This is a genomic window from Acinetobacter sp. ANC 4169 (assembly GCF_002135355.1).
GTDB lineage: Bacteria > Pseudomonadota > Gammaproteobacteria > Pseudomonadales > Moraxellaceae > Acinetobacter.
On record NZ_NEGE01000003.1, the window covers coordinates 48,299 to 73,072 of the forward strand.

Consider the following 24,774-nt stretch of genomic DNA (forward strand, 5'->3'; position numbering starts at 1 on the left):
GCAACTGATTCTATGACCACTTATCTAAATTTACCTACAAAAGGATTTCAAAATATTAACAGCCCGAAAGTTTCAGGGACTTTTTTCGGGTCAGATGCTTCATTGTCGGGTTCCAGACTGTTACTATCGAAGATGTAATTTCTAAGTGATCAAACCGCTATGCAAGATTCGATTGAACAATATATGCAAACGGTAGGACAACAGGCACGCCAGGCTTCTCGCGTGTTAGCAAGCGCTTCTACCCAAACAAAAAACAATGCCTTATCTGCAATTTACACTGCATTACAAGACAGTGAAGCCGCAATTCTGGCTGCCAACCAAATTGATATGACCAAAGGTCGTAACAACAATTTGGACAGTGCATTGCTTGATCGTTTAGAACTTACCCCCAGCCGCTTTAAAGGCATGCTACATGGTTTAAAAGATGTGATGAATCTGGTCGACCCGATTGGAGAAATTACCGATCTTGCTTACCGCCCTTCAGGCATTCAGCTTGGAAAAATGCGAGTGCCTTTAGGTGTAGTCGGCATGATTTACGAATCACGCCCCAATGTTACTCTGGAGGCGGCCTCACTTGCCTTGAAATCAGGCAATGCCATTATTTTGCGTGGCGGTTCTGAAGCGCTGGAGTCCAACAAAGCCATTGCCGAAGCGATTCAGCATGGTTTAAAGGCCTCAGGTTTGCCTGAAACTTCGGTACAGGTGATTAATACTGCTGATCGTGCCGCAGTCGGACACCTGATTACCATGTCTGAATATGTGGATGTGATTGTTCCACGTGGAGGCAAAGGGCTAATTGAACGTGTGAGCAATGAAGCACGTATTCCAGTGATTAAGCATTTAGATGGCAATTGTCATGTTTTTGTTGAAGCACAGGCAGATTTGCAAAAGGCTTTACCGATTGCGCTGAATGCCAAGACCCATCGTTATGGCGTATGTAATGCCATGGAAACCCTGTTGGTGGATGAGAAAGTCGCTGAAGAATTCTTGCCAAGCATTGCTGAACTGTATGCAGAAAAACAGGTTGAACTGCGCGGCTGCCGCGAAACCCAGCGCATTCTCGGTTCAAACGTTAAACCTGCCAGTGAAGAAGACTGGTACACCGAATATCTAGGTCCAATTTTGGCGGTTAAAGTGGTCAGCGGGATTGATGAAGCCATTGATCATATTAACAAATATGGCTCACACCATACCGATGCCATCATTACCGAAAACTATAGTCTAGCCCGTCAGTTTCTGGCACGTGTAGATTCAAGCTCAGTGATGATCAATGCCTCTACCCGTTTTGCTGACGGTTTTGAATATGGTCTGGGTGCAGAAATCGGGATTTCTACCGATAAAATTCATGCCCGTGGTCCGGTTGGACTGGAAGGTTTGACCTCACAAAAATGGGTCGTGTTTGGTGATGGTCAAATTCGCCAATAAATCAGTGCCGCTTGGTCATTAAAAAGCATGTGTTGTTCAGCTTCAAAACTGAGGCTGAACACAGTCACTACACTATCCCAGTCTTAAATTTCGTAACATGATAAAAATAATGAGAAAGATGAAGGGGAAATCGTATGTTTTATTATTTAATCATTTGTACATTTATATTGGCATTAGTGGTTTCTTTTGCCGTAATGAAAATTTTTTCCAATTCCATTAACCAAATTCTTGCCCGAATTATTAACGATCCCATTCATAGTGCCTGGGCCAAATACACCAAGTTTGCCGGCATGGTGGTCGGAACATCTTCCGGTATCCGTATTTACGATATGGAAAAATACATTACCCCCCTGACTTATAGCGATAATGAAAAAAAAATTGTGATCGAACTGACTCAGGAACGCTGGGTACTGGAAATTTACCGGACGATTATTGAAACCTTACAAGGGCTTGCCTGGATGATGCTGGTTTTTTTTATGGTGGCATTGCTGGCTTATGTGATTGTACGCTGGTCAGAAATAAAGTATCAAAAGTAAGTATTAAAACAACACTTATGCCCTGCCCAAAATTGATTTCTCATGCTAGGGTGAAATTCATGCAAGATGGATAGTTTAAGATTTAGTACTATTTCATTAATAAATGAAAACTATCAACTGATAAATTTTAATTATTATTATTTCACTGGTCGATAGTGCTTAAGTCTAATCTCCTAAAGTCTAGCTTGTCGCTACAAAAAGCCGCATGGTACAACTATTAAACAGATCGGATGATGCCTATCACTATGAATATCAACGATCAATGGTAATACAACAATTCAAGTACGATCATTTTTAGTTAAGGAATACGTCATGCCTAAATCAGTACTAGTAATCAATTGCGGATCATCTTCAATCAAGTTTGCATTATTGCTTAAAGATCAAGAATTCCGCATCCATGGTTTGGCTGAAAATTTAGGCACACCTGAAGCACGTATTAAAGGTGTGACTGTAGGCAATGAACCTGTCGATATTCGTATTCCCAATGCTGATCATAAACAAGCTTTAGAAGTAGGCCTGGAACGTCTGGCTAGCTATAAGCCTGATGCCATCGGTCACCGTATTGTGCATGGTGGTACGCTCACTAAAGCTGAATTACTGACTGACGATATTATTGAACGCATTCGCCAAGCAACCCCACTGGCACCGCTACACAACCCTGCCCATCTAGTCGGTATTGAAGCCACTAAACGTCTTTTTCCAGACCTGCCACAAGTTGCAGTATTTGATACAGCCTTCCACCAAACCATGCCGGAACATGCTTATCGCTACGCAGTGCCAAAATTCTTATACACCGAGCACAATGTTCGTCGTTACGGCTTCCATGGTACCAGCCATGCCTATGTATCTGAACGTGGTTCAGAACTGGCAGGCAGTTTCAAACAAGGTGGCTGGTTAACTGCGCATTTAGGAAATGGTAGCTCGACCTGTGCGATCTGGAATGGTCAAAGTGTAGATACTTCAATGGGCTTAACCCCGCTTGAAGGCATTGTTATGGGTACCCGTAGTGGTGATGTCGATCCAAGTTTACATAGCTTCTTGGCTGCTAACCTGGGCTGGGATGTCTATAAAATTGACAAGATGCTCAACAAAGAAAGCGGCTTGCTCGGTTTATCAGACAATCTTTCAAATGACATGCGTACCCTGATTGAAGCCTCAGAACAAGGCAATGAAGATGCAACACTGGCAATTGAAGTATTCTGCTACCGTTTAGCCAAATCTCTGGCTGCTTTAAGCTGTGGCTTGCCACGTCTTGATGGTCTGTTCTTTACTGGTGGCATTGGCGAAAACTCGGCTTATATCCGTGAAAAAACCATGACTTACCTACCTCATTTCGGTTTCAACTTAAGCAAAGAACAAAATAATAATTTGAAACGTGGTACAGAAGGCCGTATTGATGCCGGCACAGGCCCCCAAATCTGGGTCATTCCAACCGATGAAGAAGGCCGTATTGCCAAAGAAACTGCGCACGTTGTAGAGGGCGAGGTGAATCAGGCAGCGGTAAAAAAGTTTGAAACTGATGCGGTAATGGCTTAAGCCATTACCCCTTTATGTTGTTCATCATTCAATCCTTTTATTTAGAATCAAGCTATGAAAACAATTTTACTCGTGCCAACCGGGGAAGGCGTAGGTCTTACTTCAGCCTGTTTAGGTCTAATTTATGCTTTAGAATGTCAAGGTGTAAAAGCCGGTTTTGTAAAACCTTTTTCACAAGAAAGCCAGCAGGAAGCTGACCGTTCAACGGCGCTGTACCGTCATTTATCCAATAGTGAAACTGTAGAGCCGATTACTTATGAAAAGCTGGTTCAGCAACTTAATTTAGGTGAAAGTGATGAACTGCTTGAAGATGCTGTTCATCTGCATCGTCAAATCGCCAAAAATCATGATCTGATTATTGTTGAAGGCTTGGTGCCGAATAATCGTGACTCGTTTGCGTCCACACTCAATGCTGCATTGGCTCAGGCACTGGATGCCAAAGTGGTCATTGTCAGCAATGCCGACATCAACAAACCTGAAATTGCTGCAGAAAAAGTTGAACAACAGTTACGTTATTTGGGTGGCTTAGCTTCTAGCCGCATGGCTGGCGTATTGTTCATGCGCACCAAAGGCTTACCTGCAGATGCTCAACAGATTCCGGTCACCATTGATCCAAGCTTGCGCCTGATTAGCGACACCAACAAATTTACCGCTCAAATTCAAAAAATTCATGCACATATTGGCTCTGAAAAACTTCCGGTCATTGGTCTGGTACCATTTAGCAATACGCTCAGTGTGCCACGCATGTCAGATTTGGCAGCATATATTTCAGCAGAATGGATTAACCGGGGTGAAGCAACGCAGCGCCGCGTATTACATAGCAGTTTAATTGCGTCCAATATTGAACATGAACTAGATAAATTTACTGCCGGTGAACTGATTATTAGTGCATCTGACCGCATTGATGTTTTATTGGCAAGTAGTCTGGCAAGCAGCAATGGTATTCCATTGGCGGGATTGATCTTAACCGAGCATCATCAACCGAATCCTGCAGTTTTAGAATTCTGTCAGTCTGCCATTAAAAATGGTTTACCGATTCTACATACACCATTGAGCATCTTTGAAACGGCAGAGCATCTTTCAAATTTAACCAATGAAATTCCAGTAGATGATACCGAACGTGCCGAACAGGTTACGCGCTTCGTTTCCAGCCATATTAATGCAGACTGGATTACTCAGCAGATCAATGGTTCACATAAGCCACGCTTATCCCCTTCTGCGTTCCGTCATGAACTGGTGCAAAAATCCATTGCAGCAAAAAAACGTATAGTTCTGCCTGAAGGGGATGAACCGCGTACCATTCAGGCTGCAGCCATTTGTCAATCACGTGGAATTGCACAATGTATTTTATTGGCAAAACCTGAAATTGTGATTGAAGTTGCCAAAGCTCGTAATATTGAATTGCCGCATGATCTGGAAATTATTGACCCTGATCTTATCAGCATCAATTATGTCGAAAAAATGGTCGAGCTGCGCAAAGGTAAAATTAACGAATTACAGGCACGCGAACAGCTGCAAGACACAGTTGTACTCGGCACCATGATGCTGGCACTTGATCAGGTCGATGGCTTGGTGTCTGGTGCAGTACATACCACAGCAAACACAGTCCGCCCTGCTTTCCAGCTGATTAAGACCGCACCAGATTACTCACTGGTATCTTCTGTGTTCTTTATGCTGCTGCCAGATGAAGTCTATGTGTATGGCGACTGTGCCATCAATCCGGATCCGGATGCAGAACAACTGGCTGAAATTGCCATTCAGTCTGCCGATTCAGCCAAAGCTTTTGGTATCGACCCACGTATTGCGATGATTTCTTATTCAACCGGGACTTCGGGTGCAGGGGCAGATGTTGAAAAAGTAGCGAAAGCCACTGAAATTGCAAAACAGCGTCGTCCAGACTTACTCATCGACGGACCACTGCAATACGATGCGGCATCGGTTGAAAGTGTAGGTCAATCCAAAGCTCCAGGCTCTCCTGTTGCCGGTCGTGCCAATGTATTTATTTTCCCTGACTTGAATACCGGTAATACCACTTATAAAGCCGTACAACGTGCAGCAAATGTGGTGAGCGTGGGACCAATGTTGCAAGGTTTGAATAAACCGGTGAATGACTTGTCACGTGGTGCATTGGTCGATGACATCGTATTTACCATTGCCTTGACTGCGATTCAGGCAGAGCAACAAGCTGCTCAATAATCCTTAAAATAAAGATTTCCAAACCATCTGATTGAAAAATTGGATGGTTTTTTTATGCCAATTTCTATACGGCTATTATGTTAAATGAAAGCCAATTATGACTTATCAGGATTATCTTCAGCTTGCGTATGAAATGAATATTCACGAATTACTTTAGATATACGTACCGTATAAGATGAATACCATTCTTCCCTACCGAGATTTCTAGCCAATGTATGATCGATATGTTCCTTCCATTTTTTAATGGCTTCTAACGATTTCCAATAGGATACCGTAATGCCTATCTCTTCTCTGGCAGATTCCACCCCTAAAAAACCTTGCTGTATTTTTGCTAATTCCAGCATTTTACTGGCCATTAGACTGTAACCATGATCGCCATCAGTACGGACAGAAGTGAATATGACAGCGTAATAAGAAGATTCGTCATCTAAATGCATAAGATTTAAGCCCCACAGTAAATAATATTTTTTTAAAGATTTTCTAAAGTTGATATAAAAAAGCTTATATGTTTTTTTGTCAGCCTCTCATAAAAATATCCCATAGGAATATTTCCAGATCAAAGCACAAGATTCAGATTTCTTTCCCGGACTACTGTTTTCTAGTACCTGCCAAGCATGCCCTGAACGTCACTTTTCTGATCCATCAAACACCTCGATAGTCGCCATTATTTATGAAAGACATAAATATTTATAACTTTAGATGTAACGATAGACAATAAAACACATGCTAACAAACTACTCATTGATCACGGGTTGTTAAGGTTCATTATAGTAAAGCCATCAGAAGTAAACCTCTTAATACCGATTGATCTCCCCCTGCGCAGCATGTCATACATACCCCCTTAAACGGGTTGGGTAACACGGTTGCGATCATCATTCAACTGGAGCGTATCCGTTGTAAAGAAATATTTGCTCCATCTCTAAAGGAGTCACCATGAAATCTATTTCTTTTGCAGTACTGGCCATGTGCCTGATCACGGCGTCAGTGGCATCACAGGCGGCAGAGCCTAAAAAAGCAGAGACATCACAAGTTCAAGCCAATCTGAAGCGCTTTGACCGACTTGATTTTGATGCCTATAGTCAACGAAAAAACATGAAACTGTTCAAAGACCTACATTGCGAGAATGTCAAAGTGGTTTTTCCGGATGGAAGAGTCACCCATGGTATCAAGGATCACATGTCAGACATGGACAATATTCTTTTTAATGGCACTCCCGATTCTCGAATCACTTCGCACCCTATCGCCTTTGGTTCGGGCGACTGGACGGCAGCTACTGGCGTGCTAGAGGCGACTTTCTCTAAACCCATGAAGCTGGCAGATGGCAAAACCATTCCGCCTACAGGAAAAAAAGTGAAGATGTCTATGGTCACCCTTGCGAAGTGGCATAACGGCTGCATTACCGAAGAGCATCTTTTTTGGGATAATGCTGAATATATGAAACAACTTGGACTTAAGAATTAAGTTTTTAGGCTGTTGCTTTAATTTACTACTCTGCAATAAAACACTCACTTTGAAAAAAGCCTGCAATCGCAGGCTTTTAATTCTGTTCATCAGTAAAAGATGAGCTTAAATTCTTCAGGATTACTGCAATGATCTAAACCAGTTTTAAGCTGCCTATAACACAATAAACGTTCAAGCTTATCCAAAAAACATACTCATTTACCTATCATTTCCACTCTGAACACTCTAATTCATCACAGCACATTTCATTATTTTTTTTGCGCCAACCACACCGTATGCCCAGCACAGTCGGGATCTTCTGCAATCATTTTCACGACTTTAAAACCATGATTTTTTAATAATTGCTGATATTCATCTGGCGACAAACTGGCGTGATATAAGGCATCGCCAAACATATCTCCGATCACTTCGCCATGACTTGGTCCACTGGTGAACATCAAAGCTGTACCTGTTTCAGCTAACTTAGAAAACTGAGCCAACATCTTGCGCTGATCATCTGGAGTCAAATGAAAAAAGCTATCCCACGCTAAAATACCCTGAAACTTTTGTTCTACCTCTATCTGACGCATGTCTGCCTGAATCCAGTGCTGTTCAGGGAAGTTGTGTTTTGCCATTTCAATCATCACATCGGAACTGTCCACCCCTACTACGGTATGCCCCTGTTCAATCAAATACGCCGCAACCGGTTTTCCCGAGCCACAGCCCAAATCCAGTATTTGAGCATGTTCAGGAATCAGCGAAAGAAAATGATTAAGCCATGCTTTTTCATAAAGGAATTGACCGCGCAATTCCGTCCATGCACGTGCATGTTTTTTATAAATTTTAATAATATTTTTCGCAAACTCAGATTGATCTTTCATGAGCGGTTTTTTCTAAATACTAATCACAATAGTATAGGCAGATTTAGATATGGATTTGAAGATTTGAAAATTTGAAGATTTGAAGATTTGAAGATTTGAAGATTTAGAATGTTTTTATTGATATAAAATTTAAAGCAAAAAAAAGAAGATAAAGCCTTATGCCTGATCTTCTTGCTGACCGTAAATCCATGTTGCTGCGATATATAGAGAGAAACCAACAACTGAAACGATTGAAGTAATCATATACTTAATACACTTTAGATTTGATGCGCTCATTATGTGAAAGTTTTATGACAGTTATATGACAAATATAAAAGAGAATAAAAATTTAATATAAATATTATTTTCAATAACTTAAAATAAAAAATAGCCTTATCCATCTTATTAGATGACAAATATTTCATAAAATATGACAGTAAAATTGTCATATTTCGAGCAATTGTGACAACCAAATAGCCATTTATGACAGCGCATTAAACTTTCGGCCAAAGATTGAGCAAAACTCCCACAAAACTTGCTTTTTATCTTATAATTTGGCCCGCTAGCTAACAGCCCGCTCAAGAGATATTTGATATGACAACTATTATCAAGCAAGATGACTTGATCACATCGGTAAAAGATGCGCTTCAGTTCATTTCTTACTATCATCCACAAGACTTCATCCAGGCGATGAGCCGTGCTTATGATCGTGAAGAAAACAAAGCAGCTAAAGACGCCATCGCACAAATTTTAATTAACTCTCGTATGTGTGCAGAAGGCCACCGTCCTATCTGTCAAGATACGGGTATTGTGAACGTATTTCTTGAAGTGGGCTTAGACGTTAAATTTGATTTAACCATGAGTCTAGACGACGCAATCAATGAAGGTGTTCGTCAAGGTTATCTTGAAAATTCCAACATTCTTCGTGCATCTGTTTTAGCAGATCCTGCTTTTGGCCGTAAAAATACCAAAGACAACACCCCTGCGGTAATCCACTACAAACTCGTACCGGGTAATAAAGTAGACATTACTGTTGCTGCTAAGGGTGGCGGTTCAGAAAACAAATCTAAACTGGCGATGTTGAACCCTTCTGACTCGATCGTGGACTGGGTATTGAAAACTGTTCCAACCATGGGTGCAGGCTGGTGTCCTCCTGGTATGTTGGGTATCGGTATTGGCGGTACTGCTGAAAAAGCCATGATGCTTGCGAAAGAAGCATTGATGGAAGAAATCAACATGGACGAATTACTTCGTCGTGGCCCACAAAGCCAGATGGAAGAACTCCGTATCGAAATCTTCGAAAAAGTAAATGCTTTGGGTATTGGTGCGCAAGGTCTTGGCGGCTTAACCACTGTTCTTGATATCAAAATCAAAGATTACCCATGCCACGCTGCGGGTAAACCAGTCGGTATGATTCCGAACTGTGCTGCAACCCGTCATGCACACTTCCAGTTAGACGGTACGGGCGTTGCTCACATTCAAGCTCCTAAACTTGATGACTACCCTGCTGTAACTTGGGATTCTTCATCTTCTAAACGTGTTGACCTAGACAACATTACTCAAGAAGAAATGAACTCTTGGAAACCAGGTGATACCCTTCTTCTTAACGGTACCATCTATACCGGTCGTGACGCTGCGCACAAACGTATGGTTGATATGCTAAACAAAGGTGAAGAACTTCCTGTAGACCTTAAAGGTAAGTTCATTTACTACGTTGGCCCTGTAGATCCAGTGGGCGACGAAGTGGTTGGCCCTGCTGGTCCTACTACTGCGACGCGTATGGACAAATTTACTCGTCAAGTTTTAGAGGCAACTGGCCTGTATGGCATGATTGGTAAAGCTGATCGTGGTCCTGCTGCGGTTGAAGCAATCAAAGACAATAAAGCAACTTATCTGATGGCTGTGGGTGGTGCTGCTTACCTTGTATCTAAAGCTGTTCGTGAAGCTGAAGTTGTGGCTTTTGCTGACTTGGGTATGGAAGCAATCTACAAATTCAAAGTTGAAGATATGCCTGTATCTGTAGCGGTTGATGTCAATGGTACGTCTATTCACGCAACAGCACCAAAAATCTGGCAAGCGAAAATTGGTAAAATTCCAGTAGTAGATGCTGCTGCGAACTAAGATTCCAAGCTAAAAAAAGCACCCATATGGGTGCTTTTTTTATATTTAGACGATTACCACGTCAGTGGATTCCAAATCTTAAACGGCTGGGTCAGTTGCACATCTTCCGCTGGATCATATTTTGCAGGTTTCAGTTTTTGTGCTTTCTTGCGCTGCTTCCCGGTATTCTGATCTAGAGCAACAAAGTTATAACTTTCGGACTTCAATTGAGTATAGGCAATTTCATTTAAGCCGGTTTTTTCTGGTACCAAGATTAAAGGCCCGGAAACTTCACGACGGGTACTTAAGTTTTCTTCATCATACTTAATGAAATAAGACTGTCCTGCTTGCACAGTAAAATCCAGATATTTCGGCTTTTGAAAATGCTGCACACCCAAAGGACGGCTGGTAGATATGCGATAGGTTCCGACCGGTAGTTCAACCCAATAATAGTGATTATTTAATAAGCTTGGGATACGTTCACTATTAATAAATAAACTGGATGCCACAATTTCCTGACGGTTCCATTTGCTGTCAGGACGGTATAGATACACTATGGCTGCCTGATCATTTTGCGCCTGTACCGGCTGAAAGCGTTGCCCTAATTTTTGATTGACCCAAGCACCAATGGTAAACATGCCAAAACGATATTGTTCCAGCATACCCGGTTCATGTTCGGTATCTACAGGTTTTAAGGTTGATGTAGCTTGAGTATGCTCCATAGCAGATTTGCCATGACATCCCAATAAAATAAAGCTTGCACAGACTGCAATACAGACTCCACGCATGATTTTCCCTCACCGCGTATTTTTTATTTTTGTACTCAATTGAAAATTCATTCTTCGCTTATTGATCGCGACATTGATCTGAGTTAGTTGATCTTATTTAGGCGTCCACGCCTAATCATTGAGATTAACATTGCGTTTTATTTTTGGAAATAAAAAACGTGCGAAAACACCAGTTTTCCGCACGTTTCTGACGAATAGCGAGTTAAGCAGATTTAGAATTTACAACTTTTAAATCTACTTTAGAGGCATTTTCAGTCTCTGATTTGGGCTGACGCTCTGCTTTTAATACCGGTTTGGCTTCACCAGAAATCACTGCATCATTCACAATTACCGTCCCGATATCTGTACGGCTTGGTAAATCATACATGGTTTCAAGTAACGTGTTTTCCAGAATTGAACGCAGGCCACGCGCACCCGTATTACGCTCCAATGCTTTTTTGGCAACGGCACGTAATGCTGAATCTTCAAATACCAGATCCACGTTTTCCATATCAAATAAATATTGATATTGACGGGTTAAGGCATTTTTAGGTTCAGTCAGAATCTGCATCAAGGCTTCTTCATCCAGCTCATCCAAAGTTGCAATGACCGGTAAACGACCAATAAATTCTGGAATCAAACCAAATTTCACCAGGTCGGTCGCCTCAACTTGACGGAACAAATCAGACAGTTTTTGAGTATCGTCTTTGTTCTTCACTTCTGCCGTGAAACCGATACCGCCTTTTTCCTGACGCTGTTGCACGATTTTCTCTAGACCCGAGAAAGCACCGCCACAGATAAACAGGATATTTGAGGTATCAATTTGAATGAACTCTTGCTGCGGATGCTTACGGCCACCTTGAGGTGGAATTGAAGCAACCGTACCTTCAATCATTTTCAGTAAAGCTTGCTGAACACCTTCACCGGATACATCACGGGTAATCGACGGGTTTTCAGACTTGCGGGTAATCTTGTCGATCTCGTCGATATAGATAATACCCTTTTGCGCTTTCTCTACATCGTAGTCGGCTTTTTGCAAAAGCTTCTGTACGATGTTTTCAACATCTTCCCCTACATAACCGGCTTCGGTCAGTGTAGTGGCGTCTGCCATAGCAAATGGAACATCTAACAAACGCGCTAAAGTTTGTGCCAGTAAAGTTTTACCTGAACCTGTTGGCCCTACCAAAAGAATATTACTTTTTGCGAGTTCAACAGCATCATCAGGTTTATGGCCTGAATGAGTGACTTTTAGGCGTTTGTAATGGTTATATACCGCAACTGAAAGCGTTTTCTTAGCCACATCCTGACCAATGACATATTGATCAAGTGCAGCACGAATTTCGTGTGGCTTTGGCAAAGGCTTACTTGCCCAATCACCAGATTCAACTTGCTGACTGGTTTGGACTAAATCTAAGCATACGTCCACACACTCATTACAGATGTAAGCGTCCTCACCTGCAATCAGTTTCCCGACTTCAGACTGCGTTTTACCGCAAAATGAACAATGCTTTTGTCCTTGAGGATGGTCGGACATATTCACTCCAATATAAAAATCTGAAAATTATGGACGTTTACTTAACACTTCATCCACGAGACCGTATTCTTTAGCAGCCTGTGCTGTCATAAAGTTGTCACGGTCAGTATCTCTGGCAACAGTTTCATAGTCTTGACCACTATGCTCTGCCATTAAACGGTTTAAACGTTCTTTGATAAATAGAATTTCACGCGCGTGAATTTCAATATCTGATGCTTGACCACGGAAGCCACCAAGCGGTTGGTGAATCATCACACGGGCATTTTCCAAACAATAACGTTTACCCTTAGCACCTGCATTGAGCAGGAATGCACCCATTGATGCTGCCTGTCCCATACAATAAGTCACTACATCTGGTTTAATAAACTGCATGGTGTCATAAATCGCCATACCTGCAGTCACTGAACCACCTGGTGAATTAATATAGAGGTGTATATCTTTATCTGGGTTCTCTGCTTCTAAAAACAACATTTGCGCAACAATTAAATTTGCCATGTTGTCTTCAACTTCACCGGTTAAAAAGATGACGCGTTCACGCAAAAGACGTGAGAAAATATCGAAAGAACGCTCACCACGAGAAGACTGTTCTACCACTACTGGCACTAAAGCGTTATCAATTGTTGGAACATACATACGTTATTTATTCCTAAATTCTTGTTACTCAACTCATAGTCACAATATGAGGGATAATTGCCGAAAATGCAAAAGATTCCCAATTAAATAACAGATATTTTTTATATAAACATTGTGAATTCAGGACATGTTCAAGATAAGCCTGTACATAAAAAAAGGCGCATGATGCGCCTTTTTTCAGTCAGCTAAACTTAGCCTTGTTGACGAGCTTGTTGCTCTTTCAATAAGTCTTCGTAGCTTACTTTAGTGTCAGTCACTTTAGCAGATGCCAAGATGTGATCAACAACTTGATCTTCTAGAACAACAGCTTCGATTTGAGCACGTTGCTGTTTGTCATTTTTGAAGTATTCAATCACTTCAGTTGGATCTTCATAAGAAGAAGCCATGTCTTCGATGTAAGCTTCTACGCGAGCAGCATCTACTTCAATTTTAGCATCAGCTAAAACTTTGCTAACCAATACGCCAAGTTTTACAGATTTTTCAGCTTGTTCTTTAAACAAGTCATCTGGAAGCATGCTTGAATCAAATGCTTTAGCGCCTTGAGCACCAAACTGTTGAGTGAACTGTTGGATCATTTGTTGACGTTGACGGTCAATTTCTTGAGCCAACATAGCTTCAGGAATTTGAACTTCGTTTGCAGCTACAAGCGCATCAAAAGTTGCACCTTTTACCTGGTTACGAAGACCATTTTTCACTTCACGTTCCATGTTTTTACGAACGTCAGCTTTTAATTTTTCAACGCCTTCTTCTTCAGTTAGACCGAAGATTTTAAGGAATTCAGCATCAATTTCTGGAAGCTTTTGTTTTTCAACTAATTTCACAGTGATTTTGAATTGAGCAGCTTTACCCGCTAAGTTTTCAGCTTGGTAGTCAGCAGGGAAAGTAACATCAATTACTTTCTCTTCGCCTTTCTTCATACCAACGATGCCGTCTTCGAAGCCAGGGATCATACGACCTGAACCTAAAACAAGTTTGAAGTCTTCAGCAGCGCCGCCTTCAAATTTCTCGCCGTCCACAGTACCTTCGAAATCGAAAGTTACTTGCATGTCTTTTTTAGCCATGCCTTTAGTTTCAGTCCAAGAAGCACGTTGCTTTTGAAGGTTTTCGATCATTTGATCTACGTCTTTGTCGTTCACTTCAGTTGCTTTACGCTCAACTGCCAGACCGTCAAATTTAACTTCAACTTCTGGATAAACTTCTACAGTTGCTTCATAAACAAGAGCGTCTTCTTTGTTTTCAACTTTTTCAATGTTTGGCATGCCAACAGCATTGATTTTCTCTTGTTGAATTGCTTCAAATACTGTGTCACGAATTACATCGTTCACAACTTCTTGATAAATGCTTGCGCCATATTCACGACGTACTACATTTAAAGGCACCTTACCTGGACGGAAGCCGTTGATCTTCACAGTTTTGGCAGTGCGTTTTAAACGAGCTTCAAATTGCTCGTTCACACGGCTCGTCGGTACAGATACATTTAAACGACGGGCAACGCCCGAAACCGCTTCAGAAGTTACTTGCATGGCTTCCTCGATATAGAAATAGTAATTGCAATTTTGAAAGTGCCACATTATATGACAACATTGAAAGATATACAAAACAGGATGGCTTAACCATGTAATTTTACCCTTTTTAGATAAAATTCTGGCTTTATTGTTCTTTCATCCCATCTTTTTTAAAGATAACACCTTGCCGAATTTGTTCGTATTGCATTTGTGTGGTCTATTCTTCTCATTATTTTACTCGCTTCCTTTTGAAGGCTTATTCATAAACAGGGTTTTGCCTCCCCATTTCTACAACATCTCTGTATAAATACGGCATCAGCTTAAATGACTTAACTCATGTTTTAAAAAATACCCTTTTCACGAGATGAAATATGCGTGGCTAAAATGCAAGAATTTGTTCTATCTCGGCGCTAAAAATGTTAAAAATTGATATCAATATTCACAATTAATAACAAATTCTTAATCGTTTTATTTATTAACAATAATTATCAATAACTTAATTGAATATTAATACATTGTATCATTTATTAAAACACTTAATTAATTATTTTTAATTGCCAATTCCAATTCAACTTAATAGTGATATAAAATAAGAATCATTATTATTCTCATACATTTTCACAATACCATATTGAGTTAAAAATGGCCTTCATTAAAACACGCAAAAAAATCGTATCTTCTGCGATTGTGTCATCACTTTCAATGATGGCAGCTAATGCAATTGCACAAGATCAGGTTGCTCAGCTTGACACGATTCATGCTCAAGCAGAAGCAGAAACAACTCAAGGTTTAAAAGTAGATAAATCTGCAAACTCCAAGTTCGTTGCTCCTTTGCTTGATACGCCTAAATCAGTTTCTGTTATTTCTAAACAGCTGATTGCAGATACTCAAGTAACAACTTTAAGCGATGCTTTGCGTACAGTACCGGGGATTACTCTAGGTGCTGGTGAAGGTGGTAACCCGAATGGCGACCGTCCATTTATTCGTGGTTATAACTCAGAAAGTTCGATGTATATAGACGGTGTACGCAATGCGACATCGCAAAACCGTGAAATGTTTGCAGTAGAACAGGTTGAAGTGACTAAAGGTTCTGCATCTGCAATGGGTGGTGCAGGTACTACTGGCGGTAGCATCAACATGATTTCTAAAGTTGCTAAAAAAGGCGACTCATTAGAAGGTTCTATTGGCGCAGGTACAGACAATTACCAACGTATTACTTTAGATGGCAACAAAGATTTTGGTAACGGTATTGCTGCTCGTGTTGCAGTGATGGGTCATCATAATGAAAAAGCCGGTCAGGCGGATGGCACTGAATACAAACGTGCCGGTATTGCACCAAGCATTACGTTTGGCCTAGACACCCCTACCCGTGCAACTTTAAGCTATTACTACTTAAAGACAGATGATATTCCAGATTCTGGTATTCCGTATAACAATCCTTTCACAGCAACCAATCAACCAGGGCGAATTGCTACAGAAAATGGTAACGGCAAGCCGATTGATGTTAAGCAAGGCATGTACTACGGCTGGAAAGACCGTGATTTCCAAAAGCAGGAAAACCAGTCTGGTGCCATTAAACTTGAACATGACCTGACTGAAAATCTAACCCTGAGCAATACAGCCGTTTATAGCAAGTCTAAAAATGATTATCTATGGACCAATCCAGACGATTCTCGCGGTAATTTCTATCAACCTGGCGGTGCTTTAACCGGTAACGTTTGGGCACGTACCAACTCTCGTGTGGGCGATACCGATACCTTTACTGACCAGTTGGCTTTAACCGGTAAGTTTAATACGGGTTTCCTTAAGCATAGCTTTAACCTCGGTGCAGAATACTCAGATCAAGAAACTGACCGTACCCAATATATTATCGATGGTCTGAACGCGACAGGTAATGCACATAATGCCTGTAATGCTGCCGATATTGCTTCGGGTTGGTGTACTTCGGTACAAAGTCCAAACCGAGGACCATGGAACGGTTCTATTAGCACAGATGGTGCCGACCAATACAATATTCAAAGCAAATCAAAATCTGTTTATTTCTTGGATAGTATTGAATTTAATCCACAATGGATTTTAGATTTGGGCGTGCGTTGGGATGATTACTCAACTGAGCAAACAATGGTTGCAGGTCGTTTTAATACTACGACTCCAGCAGGAACTATTGTCAAACTTGAAAATGATAAAGACTTTATCAACTATCAAGCTGGCATTACATTTAAACCGGTTGAAAACGGCAGTATCTATGCGAGCTATGCAACATCTGCAAACCCAGTCGGTGTAGATGGTGGTGATGGTTCTGAAGGTATTACAGCTGCAATTCAGAATTTAAAACCTGAAGAAGTTCGTACCATGGAGTTAGGGACTAAATGGGATGTCTTGAATGACAAACTTAACCTGACTGCAGCTATTTTCCGTACAGAAAAAACCAATACTCGTGCGACCGGAGATGACGGTACTACACGTAATATTGGCGAAACTCGTGTTGATGGTATTGAGCTTGGTGCAAGCGGTAACATTACAGATAAATGGGCTGTATCTGCTGGTTATACCTACCTAGACAGCGAGTTGATCGATGGGGGTTTTGAAAACATCGGTACTACAGCTGCACCTATTTATATTGCAAACAGAAGTAATGGCAATCAAGTTCAAAACGTTGCGAAAAACAGCGCAACCCTTTGGACTACTTATCAAGTATTACCACAGTTAACATTGGGTGCTGGTGCAACTGCAATGGATAAAGTCTATGGTAATGCTACCAATACCAAGTTTGTTCCAGGTTATGTACGTTACGATGCCATGGCACGTTACAACGTCAACAAAAACGTTGATTTACAACTTAACCTAAACAACTTGTCTGATGAACGCTATTTCACTAAAGCATATTCATCTCATTATGCAACTGAAGCTGAAGGTCGTAGCGCAGTATTGTCTCTGAACTTTAAATACTAAAATCGACTTAAAAAATCCCATAAATTTATTATGGGATTTAATTAAAAATAGCCTCATAATGAGGCTATTTTTATAGCTAAAAGAATTCATTCTTCCAAAGGTATATTGCCGTGATCCATCATATTCCTAACGTCCTCACTAAAGAACAAGTTCAATATTTCCGTGAAGAAATGAATAAAATTGAATGGGTCAATGGCAAAGTGACCGCGGGTACACTTTCGGCCACGGTTAAACAAAATCAGCAACTGCCTGAAGATCACCCGCTCACTCACCACTTAAGTACCATCATTTTAGAATCATTGGGACAACATCCCTTATTTTTATCTGCTGCCATTCCGCTCGATATTATTCCCCCAATCTTTAACCGTTATGAAAACAATGAAGCTTTTGGCTTTCATGTGGACAATTCCATCCGTCGGATACGCGGCAGCAATGAGCGCCTACGTACAGACTTGTCCTGCACGGTTTTTTTAAGCGAGCCGGAGGAATACGAAGGCGGTGACCTGGTGGTAGAAGATACCTATGGCTATCATGAAATTAAACTTCCCGCAGGCGATATGATTCTCTACCCTTCCACCAGTGTACATGAAGTCACGCCGGTGACCTCCGGTTGCCGTCTCGCTTCATTCTTTTGGGTACAAAGCATGATCCGTGATGATGCAGAACGCCACATGTTATTTAATCTGGATCAAACTACTCAAAATTTACGTATGCAGTTGGGTGATCAACACCAAGAAGTGATTAAATTAACCAATCTTTATCATAATTTAATTCGCAAATGGGCTGAACTTTAATTTTTATAGTGCAAAAATAATAATAGGCTGATGAAATCTTATATAAGTCAGCCTAATTTATTACATACAAACATTTGAATCTTTTATTATTTTAACTTTTAGTCAAACTCAACTTCAATAGTATCGTTTTTCCCTTTAAGCATGATTGCTTTATCTAATTAACAAGTTTGAATTAAGTCATATTTCCATCCGTTTAAATGACAATTCGATATCAATCACTATTGCTAATGATAATAATTATCATTAGAATTCGCATCAATTGTTACAGGCCATAACAATATCTCCACTTTTGCTGCTATTTTGCCGATTTTAAAAGTCGCAGGCAGTAATGGAATTCTGTCACATACGATATTAGGGATTACCGACCATGGCACAAATCAAAAGCCGTAAACACCACAGAAATGCTCAACTGGTTGCCTTAGCGGCTTCGTTCCCGCTCATGACTCATGCAGCAACCAGCAATAGTGTAACCCAGCTGCCAACCATTACCGTGGAATCTAAAGCGGAAAATAAATATAAAGCCGATAGCGTCAGTTCCCCAAAGTATACTCAGCCACTGGTCGATACCCCCCAAACCATTTCAGTGATTAAAAAAGAACTATTAAAAGAACAAGGTGCAACGTCTTTGGTTGAAGCCTTAAGAAACACCCCGGGAATTACTCTGCAACTGGGTGAAAATGGCAATACCAGTGCCGGTGATGCCTTTCAAATGCGCGGCTTTTCGACTCAAACCTCTACCTATGTCGATGGTATCCGCGATTTGGGTGCGGTCACCCGCGATGTTTTTAACCTGGAACAGATTGAAGTGGTCAAAGGCCCGTCTGGTGCGGAAGCAGGCCGTGGCGCGGCATCAGGGTATATCAACCTGGCCAGCAAACTGCCTCAGACTGAAAATAGCCGTGAAGTTTCTGCCACTTACAATACTGCAGAACATGCTCGCCTGACTGCCGACATTAATCAGGTGATTAACGATAGCGTGGCGGTTCGCTTAAATGCCATGGGCCAAGACGGCGGCGTTGAAGGTCGCGATTTTATTGAAAATAACGGCTGGGCCATTGCACCCTCGATTGCCTTTGGCCTGGATAGCGATACCCGCCTGTATCTGTATTCACAGCATATCCGTCAACGTAACATTCCGGATGGCGGTATCCCGACCGTTGGCATGAAGGGTTTCTACAATGCCGATTCTGCTTTAGCTTCAGCGCCTAAAGTCAACCGTGAAAATTATTATGGCCAGGCCAATGACCATGAAGATGTCGATGCAGACATGTACACGGCAAAAATTGAAAGTGATTTGGCTGAAAACGTCAAACTAACCAATATCACCCGTTTGGGCAAAACCCAGATGCAGCGGGTATTAACCGGGATAAATAGCCTTACCAACGGTTCGACCAATCCAAATAACTGGACCGTAAGTCGCTCTCGCCAAGGGGTAGATCAGGAAAATAAGATTCTTGCCAACCAAACTACCCTGAACCTGAATTTAAAAACCGGTGCCATTGAACATGATGTGGTTGCAGGTCTGGAATTCCTGAAAGAACAGCAACACAACAAAACCATGGCGACGCAAATGCCGGGGCAAACCACCATTACTGCTACACCGGCGAATTTATACAATCCAGATCGTAATCAGGCACTACCTGGCTTGATTTATACTGGGGGGTACACCCATGGCGAAACAGATACAGCTGCAGCCTATTTATTTGACACACTTAAGTTTGGCGAACGCTTCCAGCTGAATGGCGGAGTGCGGGTCGATTATTACGACACTGAATATGATGCCCTGAGTGTACCAACAGGAAGTAGCGTTTTGACGCCATCGAATTTGGGTGCACACGATACCTTGTTCAGCTGGAAACTGGGTGGTTTGTTTAAGCCAACTACTTTTAGCAGTGTGTATGCGTCTTATGCCAAATCGTTAACACCTCCGGGAAGTGCCAACTTTAGTTTGTCTGCAGACGGTATTAATAGTGCTGCAGCAAAACCGCAAGAAACCCATCATTATGAAATTGGCACAAAATGGGACTTGCTGGAAGGTAAATTGGCACTGAATGCAGCTGCTTACCGCACCGAAAATGAAAATCAGTTTACTCAGGATGCAATTACACGTGAATCCATCCAAGAGGGTAAAACAACCGTTAAAGGGGTTGAACTCAGCGCAGTAGGACAGATTACCGATGCATGGAATGTGTCTGCCGGTGTTGCACATATGAAAACTGAACAAAAAGATCAGCTCAGCGTTAATGCAACCACTGGAGCAATTACCAATACCAACAATGTACGCTGGTCACCGGAATGGACAGCGAGTTTATGGTCGACCTATGACATTGCCGGATTCAAACTTGGTTTGGGCGCACGTTATGTCGATGATCAAAAACGTGTCATCACTGATAGCACTGCGGCTACACCAATGCCAAGCATTCCAAGTTATGTGGTGTTTGATGCCATGGCAGGTTACAGCTTCAATAAAAATGCCTCGGTCAACTTAAATGTCTATAACCTGGCAGATAAGGAATACATCAGCACTTTAAACAATGGTGGCGGTCGTGTGGTGTTAGGACAACCGCGTTCAGCAGCACTGACCTTTAATTATAAGTTTTAAGTAATTCGCTAAGTCTTAGCAAATTGAGTATAAATGTAGTGTATTAGGTTTAATACACTACATTATTTATTTTTGGGTTCCACCCACTCTAGGGATGCAGATCAAGCTGATGATGTTACATATTCCTGAAATTCTAAGCAAACAGCAGGTTGCTGAGCTACGCCAACAATTAGATAGCAGTCAGGCCTGGATTCAGGGTCAGCAAAGCGCCGGCTTTCAGGCACAGAAAATTAAAAATAATCTGCAAATAGATCCAAACAGTATTGCTTATCAATCCTTTGCGGCCAAAATTCTCCACGCCTTGCAAAACAACATCCTGCTCAAATCGGCAGCATTGCCCAAACATATTCTTCCACCGTTATTTAACTGCTATCAGGATCAGGGGCATTATGGCAATCATGTCGACAATGCCGTGCAATATTCCAGCAGCATCGGACAAGCTATTCGTACTGACGTTTCCATTACCGTGTTTTTATCTGAACCGGATGAATATGTAGGTGGTGAACTGATTGTGGAAGACAATTATGGCAGCCATGAAGTGAAGCTGGATGCCGGAGATGCCATACTCTACCCTGCGACCAGTTTACATCGGGTTGAAGCGGTGACCCAAGGCAAGCGGATTGCTGCATGCACTTGGATCCAAAGCATGGTCAAAGATGACTGGCAGCGTAGTATGCTGTTTAATCTGGATATGAACATTATTAAATTACGCCAGCAGATTGGTGACAGCGAAGAAATTCTGGGCTTGACCAGTCACTACCATAATTTACTGCGCCAATGGGGAGATCTATGAAAGCCGTTGCACCAGTTGCCCCCCTCTCCCAGATTCCCGCCTATTTACAGACTGTTGCCGATTATGAAATTGAAGCACAAAAGCATCTGTCTGATATGGTGTGGCAATATCTGCAAGGCGGTTCCATGGACGAAGTCAGCGTTCGCGACAATCTAGATCAGTTTCAGCAGATTCATTTATTGCCCCGCATGTTGCAAGACCTGACTCAAGGCCATACCCGCTGTACTATTTTAGGACAGCACTATCCGCACCCGATTTTTCTGGCACCGATTGGACACCAGCAGCAGTTTCATCCTGAAGCTGAAGCAGCAACGGCACTGGCAGCCGAAGTGCTTGGCAGCAATATGGTACTCAGTACCTTCAGCAATACCGACATGCGTCAGCTGAAACAGGAAAACCCATATAAATGGTTTCAACTGTACTGGCAAGGCAACCGGGAAAAATCGCTGGCCTTGGTAAAACTGGCCGAACAACAAAATTTTAAAGCCTTGGTGATTACCGTGGATTCACCACATACTGGCATCCGTGACCGTGAACGTCGGGTATTTTTCCATTTGCCTGAAGGTATGCAGCATCCCCATACACCGGCACATATTCCCTTGCCTGAATTGCAGGAAGGAGACCATCCCGTATTTAATGGCTTGATGAAAATTGCGCCTACCTGGGAGGATATTGCCTGGGTGGTTCAGCACACCTCATTACCGGTCATTTTAAAAGGGATCGTCAATCCGCAGGATGCCCTGCTTGCGATTCAGCATGGCGTACAAGGCTTGATTGTGTCGAATCATGGCGGTCGTGTGTTAGACACCTGCATTCCACCACTCACCGCATTACAGCTGATTAAAAAAGTGGTACCGGCTGATTTTCCACTGCTATACGATGGCGGGATTCGTCGTGGCTCAGATGTGTTTAAAGCCATTGCACTGGGGGCTTCGGCGGTTTTCATCGGTCGTCCTTATATTTATGGACTGGCAACTGCCGGGGCACTGGGTGTAGCGCATGTGATTAAAATACTGAAGGAAGAGTTTGAGATTACCATGGCATTAATGGGAACAGCCACGCTAAAAGACATTAACAGTGATTATATTTTCCACAAAAAATAAAATTCATGAAAAATATTTTCTTAAGTCATCATTAGGATGCAAAAATAGAAAAATATTTTCGGAATAAATGGATTAATATTAAGTTATAGATTTACAAGGTCTGCGGTAAAACTAAATCATAATAATGCATTGGTTTTATTACAACTTTCGACTAATGTCTGCCAGTGTCAGGCTTGTAAATTGCTAGAATAGACACAATCTATATAAGTAACAGGTTGCCGTTATCCACGACTTTAAGCAACCGATGTTACACAAGGAGTTACCTCATGATGTTGGCTGATCCAAGTAAAAAATATCGTCGCATGTACCAACGTGTAGACTTGCCAGACCGTCAATGGCCGAATAATGAAATTACCAAAGCGCCAATGTGGATGAGCACCGACCTTCGTGACGGTAACCAAGCCATTTTTGAACCGATGGATATGGATCAAAAATTCAAGATGTTCCAGATGTTGGTGAAAATCGGTTTCAAGCACATTGAAATCGGTTTCCCGTCTGCGTCGCAAATTGACTTTGACTTCACCCGTAAATTGATTGAAGAAAACCATATTCCGGATGACGTATATATTGAAGTGTTGGTGCAGGCGCGTGATCACTTGATTCAGCGTACTTTCGAATCCTTGGTCGGTGCAAAACGTGCCATCGTGCATATTTACAACTCAAACTCTCCAACTTTCCGTCAAAAAGTCTTGAACGTGGATGTGGAAGGTGCACGTCAGTTAGCGATTAATGCTGCACAAAAAGTGAAAGAATATGCAGCACAATATCCTGAAACTGAATTTATTTTTCAGTACAGCCCAGAATGTTTCTCCGCAACTGAATTAGAAGTGGCAAAAGCGGCCTGTGATGCCGTGACTGAAATCTGGGAAGCATCTCCTGAGAATAAAGTGATTTTGAACTTGCCAGCCACTGTTGAAGTTTCAGGTCCAAACGTTTATGCGGACCAGGTGGAATGGATGCACCGCAACATTGCCCGTCGTGATGGCGTGATTATTTCTGTGCACTGCCATAATGACCGTGGCTGCGGTATTGCAGCATCAGAATTGGCAATTATGGCCGGTGCTGACCGTGTCGAAGGCTGTGTGTTTGGTAATGGTGAACGTACCGGTAACGTCGATGTTGCAGCAATTGCCTTGAACATGTATACCCAAGGTGTTGCGCCTAACTTGGATTTCTCCAACATCAACGAAATTATTGCCACTGTTGAAGAATGTACAGGCTTGCCAGTGCACCCTCGCCATCCATATGCAGGTGACTTAGTGTTCACTGCATTCTCCGGTTCGCATCAGGATGCGATCAAGAAAGGTTTTGAATTCCAGAAAAACGAAGAAATCTGGGATATGCCTTACTTGCCAATCGACCCTAAAGACTTGGGCCGTGACTATGACGCGGTGATTCGCGTTAACTCGCAGTCAGGTAAAGGCGGTATTTCTTACTTGTTGGAATCGAACTACAACGTGGTATTGCCACGTCGTTTACAGATTGAATTCTCGCAAGTGGTTCAACAAGTCACGGATGAACAGGCGAAAGAAATTTCCGCTCAAGACATCTGGGCATTATTTAAAGACACGTATGTTGCAGTGAAAGATGCGCATTATTCTACCAAAAACTACAAATTGTCTGATGAAAATGGCAACCAGGTGATTGAGCTTGATATTGAAGTGGATGGTGAAACCCAACACTTGCGTGGTGAAGGAAACGGTCCGATCTCGGCGATCTTGAATGCATTACAGTTGCCAATTGATGTGTTGAACTATGAAGAACGTAGTATCAGCTCGGGTGCGCATGCCAAAGCCTTGGCTTTGATTGAGCTTCAAGTGAAAGGTACCGGTAAATCTGCATTCGGTGCCGGCGTTCACGACAACATCGTGACTGCTTCAATCGAAGCGATCATTGCATGTACCAATCGCTTGATTGAACAAGGTGTATTAAGTACCGATCAGGTGATTGCTGCTGCGGTATAAGTATTAGCAATAATATTTAGCACTAAAATGACTT

The 24,774-nt window shown here is 42.0% G+C and carries 18 protein-coding genes; 12 read left to right on the forward strand and 6 right to left on the reverse strand.

Annotated features, from left to right (window positions below; translation table 11 throughout):
- Positions 1-159: 159 nt before the first annotated feature.
- The 4 genes from B9T26_RS02895 to pta all read left to right on the forward strand — a co-directional run bounded on the left by B9T26_RS02895 (position 160) and on the right by pta (position 5,693).
- On the forward strand, positions 160-1,425 hold the full coding sequence (locus B9T26_RS02895; protein ID WP_086198316.1) for a glutamate-5-semialdehyde dehydrogenase: 1,266 nt from the start codon (positions 160-162) through the stop codon (positions 1,423-1,425).
- 134 nt (positions 1,426-1,559) lie between these two features.
- Positions 1,560-1,961: a hypothetical protein gene (locus B9T26_RS02900; protein ID WP_086198317.1), complete on the forward strand. Its 402-nt coding sequence runs from the start codon at positions 1,560-1,562 to the stop codon at positions 1,959-1,961.
- 312 nt (positions 1,962-2,273) lie between these two features.
- The gene (locus B9T26_RS02905) at positions 2,274-3,497 is read left to right on the forward strand and encodes an acetate/propionate family kinase (protein ID WP_086198318.1); all 1,224 of its coding nucleotides are present in this window, start codon (positions 2,274-2,276) and stop codon (positions 3,495-3,497) included.
- Between the two features lie 54 nt (positions 3,498-3,551).
- Positions 3,552-5,693: a phosphate acetyltransferase gene (pta, locus tag B9T26_RS02910; protein WP_086198319.1), complete on the forward strand. Its 2,142-nt coding sequence runs from the start codon at positions 3,552-3,554 to the stop codon at positions 5,691-5,693.
- 95 nt (positions 5,694-5,788) lie between these two features.
- Here the strand turns inward: pta and B9T26_RS02915 are convergent, their stop codons facing one another.
- Positions 5,789-6,130, reverse strand: a complete 342-nt coding sequence (locus tag B9T26_RS02915; RefSeq protein ID WP_086198320.1) for an antibiotic biosynthesis monooxygenase family protein — start codon at positions 6,128-6,130, stop codon at positions 5,789-5,791.
- Between the two features lie 496 nt (positions 6,131-6,626).
- Here B9T26_RS02915 and B9T26_RS02920 point away from each other — a divergent pair, with 496 nt between their 5' ends.
- A complete protein-coding gene (locus B9T26_RS02920) occupies positions 6,627-7,154 on the forward strand; it encodes an ester cyclase (RefSeq protein ID WP_086198321.1) in 528 nt (175 codons plus the stop codon).
- 248 nt (positions 7,155-7,402) lie between these two features.
- Here the strand turns inward: B9T26_RS02920 and B9T26_RS02925 are convergent, their stop codons facing one another.
- Positions 7,403-8,014 carry a class I SAM-dependent methyltransferase gene (locus B9T26_RS02925; protein WP_086198322.1) on the reverse strand — a complete coding sequence of 204 codons (612 nt, stop codon included), beginning with the start codon at positions 8,012-8,014 and terminating at the stop codon, positions 7,403-7,405.
- A 573-nt stretch (positions 8,015-8,587) separates the two neighbouring features.
- On the opposite strand from B9T26_RS02925, the gene B9T26_RS02930 reads away from it, so the two are divergent.
- Entirely contained in the window at positions 8,588-10,114 is a 1,527-nt protein-coding gene (locus tag B9T26_RS02930; RefSeq protein ID WP_086198323.1) for a fumarate hydratase, read from the forward strand.
- Positions 10,115-10,167: 53 nt separating this feature from the next.
- Here B9T26_RS02930 and B9T26_RS02935 read toward each other — a convergent pair whose 3' ends face one another.
- The 4 genes from B9T26_RS02935 to tig form a co-directional block, all read right to left on the reverse strand.
- Positions 10,168-10,881 carry a DUF2846 domain-containing protein gene (locus B9T26_RS02935; RefSeq protein WP_086198324.1) on the reverse strand — a complete coding sequence of 238 codons (714 nt, stop codon included), beginning with the start codon at positions 10,879-10,881 and terminating at the stop codon, positions 10,168-10,170.
- 202 nt (positions 10,882-11,083) lie between these two features.
- Positions 11,084-12,394, reverse strand: a complete 1,311-nt coding sequence (gene clpX / locus B9T26_RS02940) for an ATP-dependent protease ATP-binding subunit ClpX (RefSeq protein ID WP_086198325.1) — start codon at positions 12,392-12,394, stop codon at positions 11,084-11,086.
- Between the two features lie 27 nt (positions 12,395-12,421).
- Entirely contained in the window at positions 12,422-13,027 is a 606-nt protein-coding gene (clpP, locus tag B9T26_RS02945; RefSeq protein ID WP_086198326.1) for an ATP-dependent Clp endopeptidase proteolytic subunit ClpP, read from the reverse strand.
- 191 nt (positions 13,028-13,218) lie between these two features.
- Entirely contained in the window at positions 13,219-14,550 is a 1,332-nt protein-coding gene (gene tig / locus B9T26_RS02950; RefSeq protein ID WP_086198327.1) for a trigger factor, read from the reverse strand.
- 624 nt (positions 14,551-15,174) lie between these two features.
- On the opposite strand from tig, the gene B9T26_RS02955 reads away from it, so the two are divergent.
- From B9T26_RS02955 to leuA, 6 genes are all read left to right on the forward strand, one after another.
- Positions 15,175-17,484: a TonB-dependent receptor gene (locus B9T26_RS02955; protein WP_086198328.1), complete on the forward strand. Its 2,310-nt coding sequence runs from the start codon at positions 15,175-15,177 to the stop codon at positions 17,482-17,484.
- Between the two features lie 110 nt (positions 17,485-17,594).
- A complete protein-coding gene (locus tag B9T26_RS02960; RefSeq protein WP_086198329.1) occupies positions 17,595-18,278 on the forward strand; it encodes a Fe2+-dependent dioxygenase in 684 nt (227 codons plus the stop codon).
- A gap of 367 nt (positions 18,279-18,645) precedes the next feature.
- A complete protein-coding gene (locus B9T26_RS02965; protein WP_086198330.1) occupies positions 18,646-20,880 on the forward strand; it encodes a catecholate siderophore receptor Fiu in 2,235 nt (744 codons plus the stop codon).
- A 109-nt stretch (positions 20,881-20,989) separates the two neighbouring features.
- Positions 20,990-21,673: a Fe2+-dependent dioxygenase gene (locus B9T26_RS02970; RefSeq protein ID WP_086198487.1), complete on the forward strand. Its 684-nt coding sequence runs from the start codon at positions 20,990-20,992 to the stop codon at positions 21,671-21,673.
- Positions 21,670-22,776, forward strand: a complete 1,107-nt coding sequence (locus tag B9T26_RS02975; protein ID WP_086198331.1) for an alpha-hydroxy acid oxidase — start codon at positions 21,670-21,672, stop codon at positions 22,774-22,776. Before B9T26_RS02970 ends, B9T26_RS02975 begins: the two co-directional genes overlap by 4 nt.
- A 266-nt stretch (positions 22,777-23,042) precedes the next feature.
- Positions 23,043-24,740 (forward strand): 2-isopropylmalate synthase, encoded by a 1,698-nt coding sequence (gene leuA, locus B9T26_RS02980; protein ID WP_086198332.1) that lies wholly within the window; start codon positions 23,043-23,045, stop codon positions 24,738-24,740.
- The last annotated feature ends 34 nt before the right edge of the window (positions 24,741-24,774 follow it).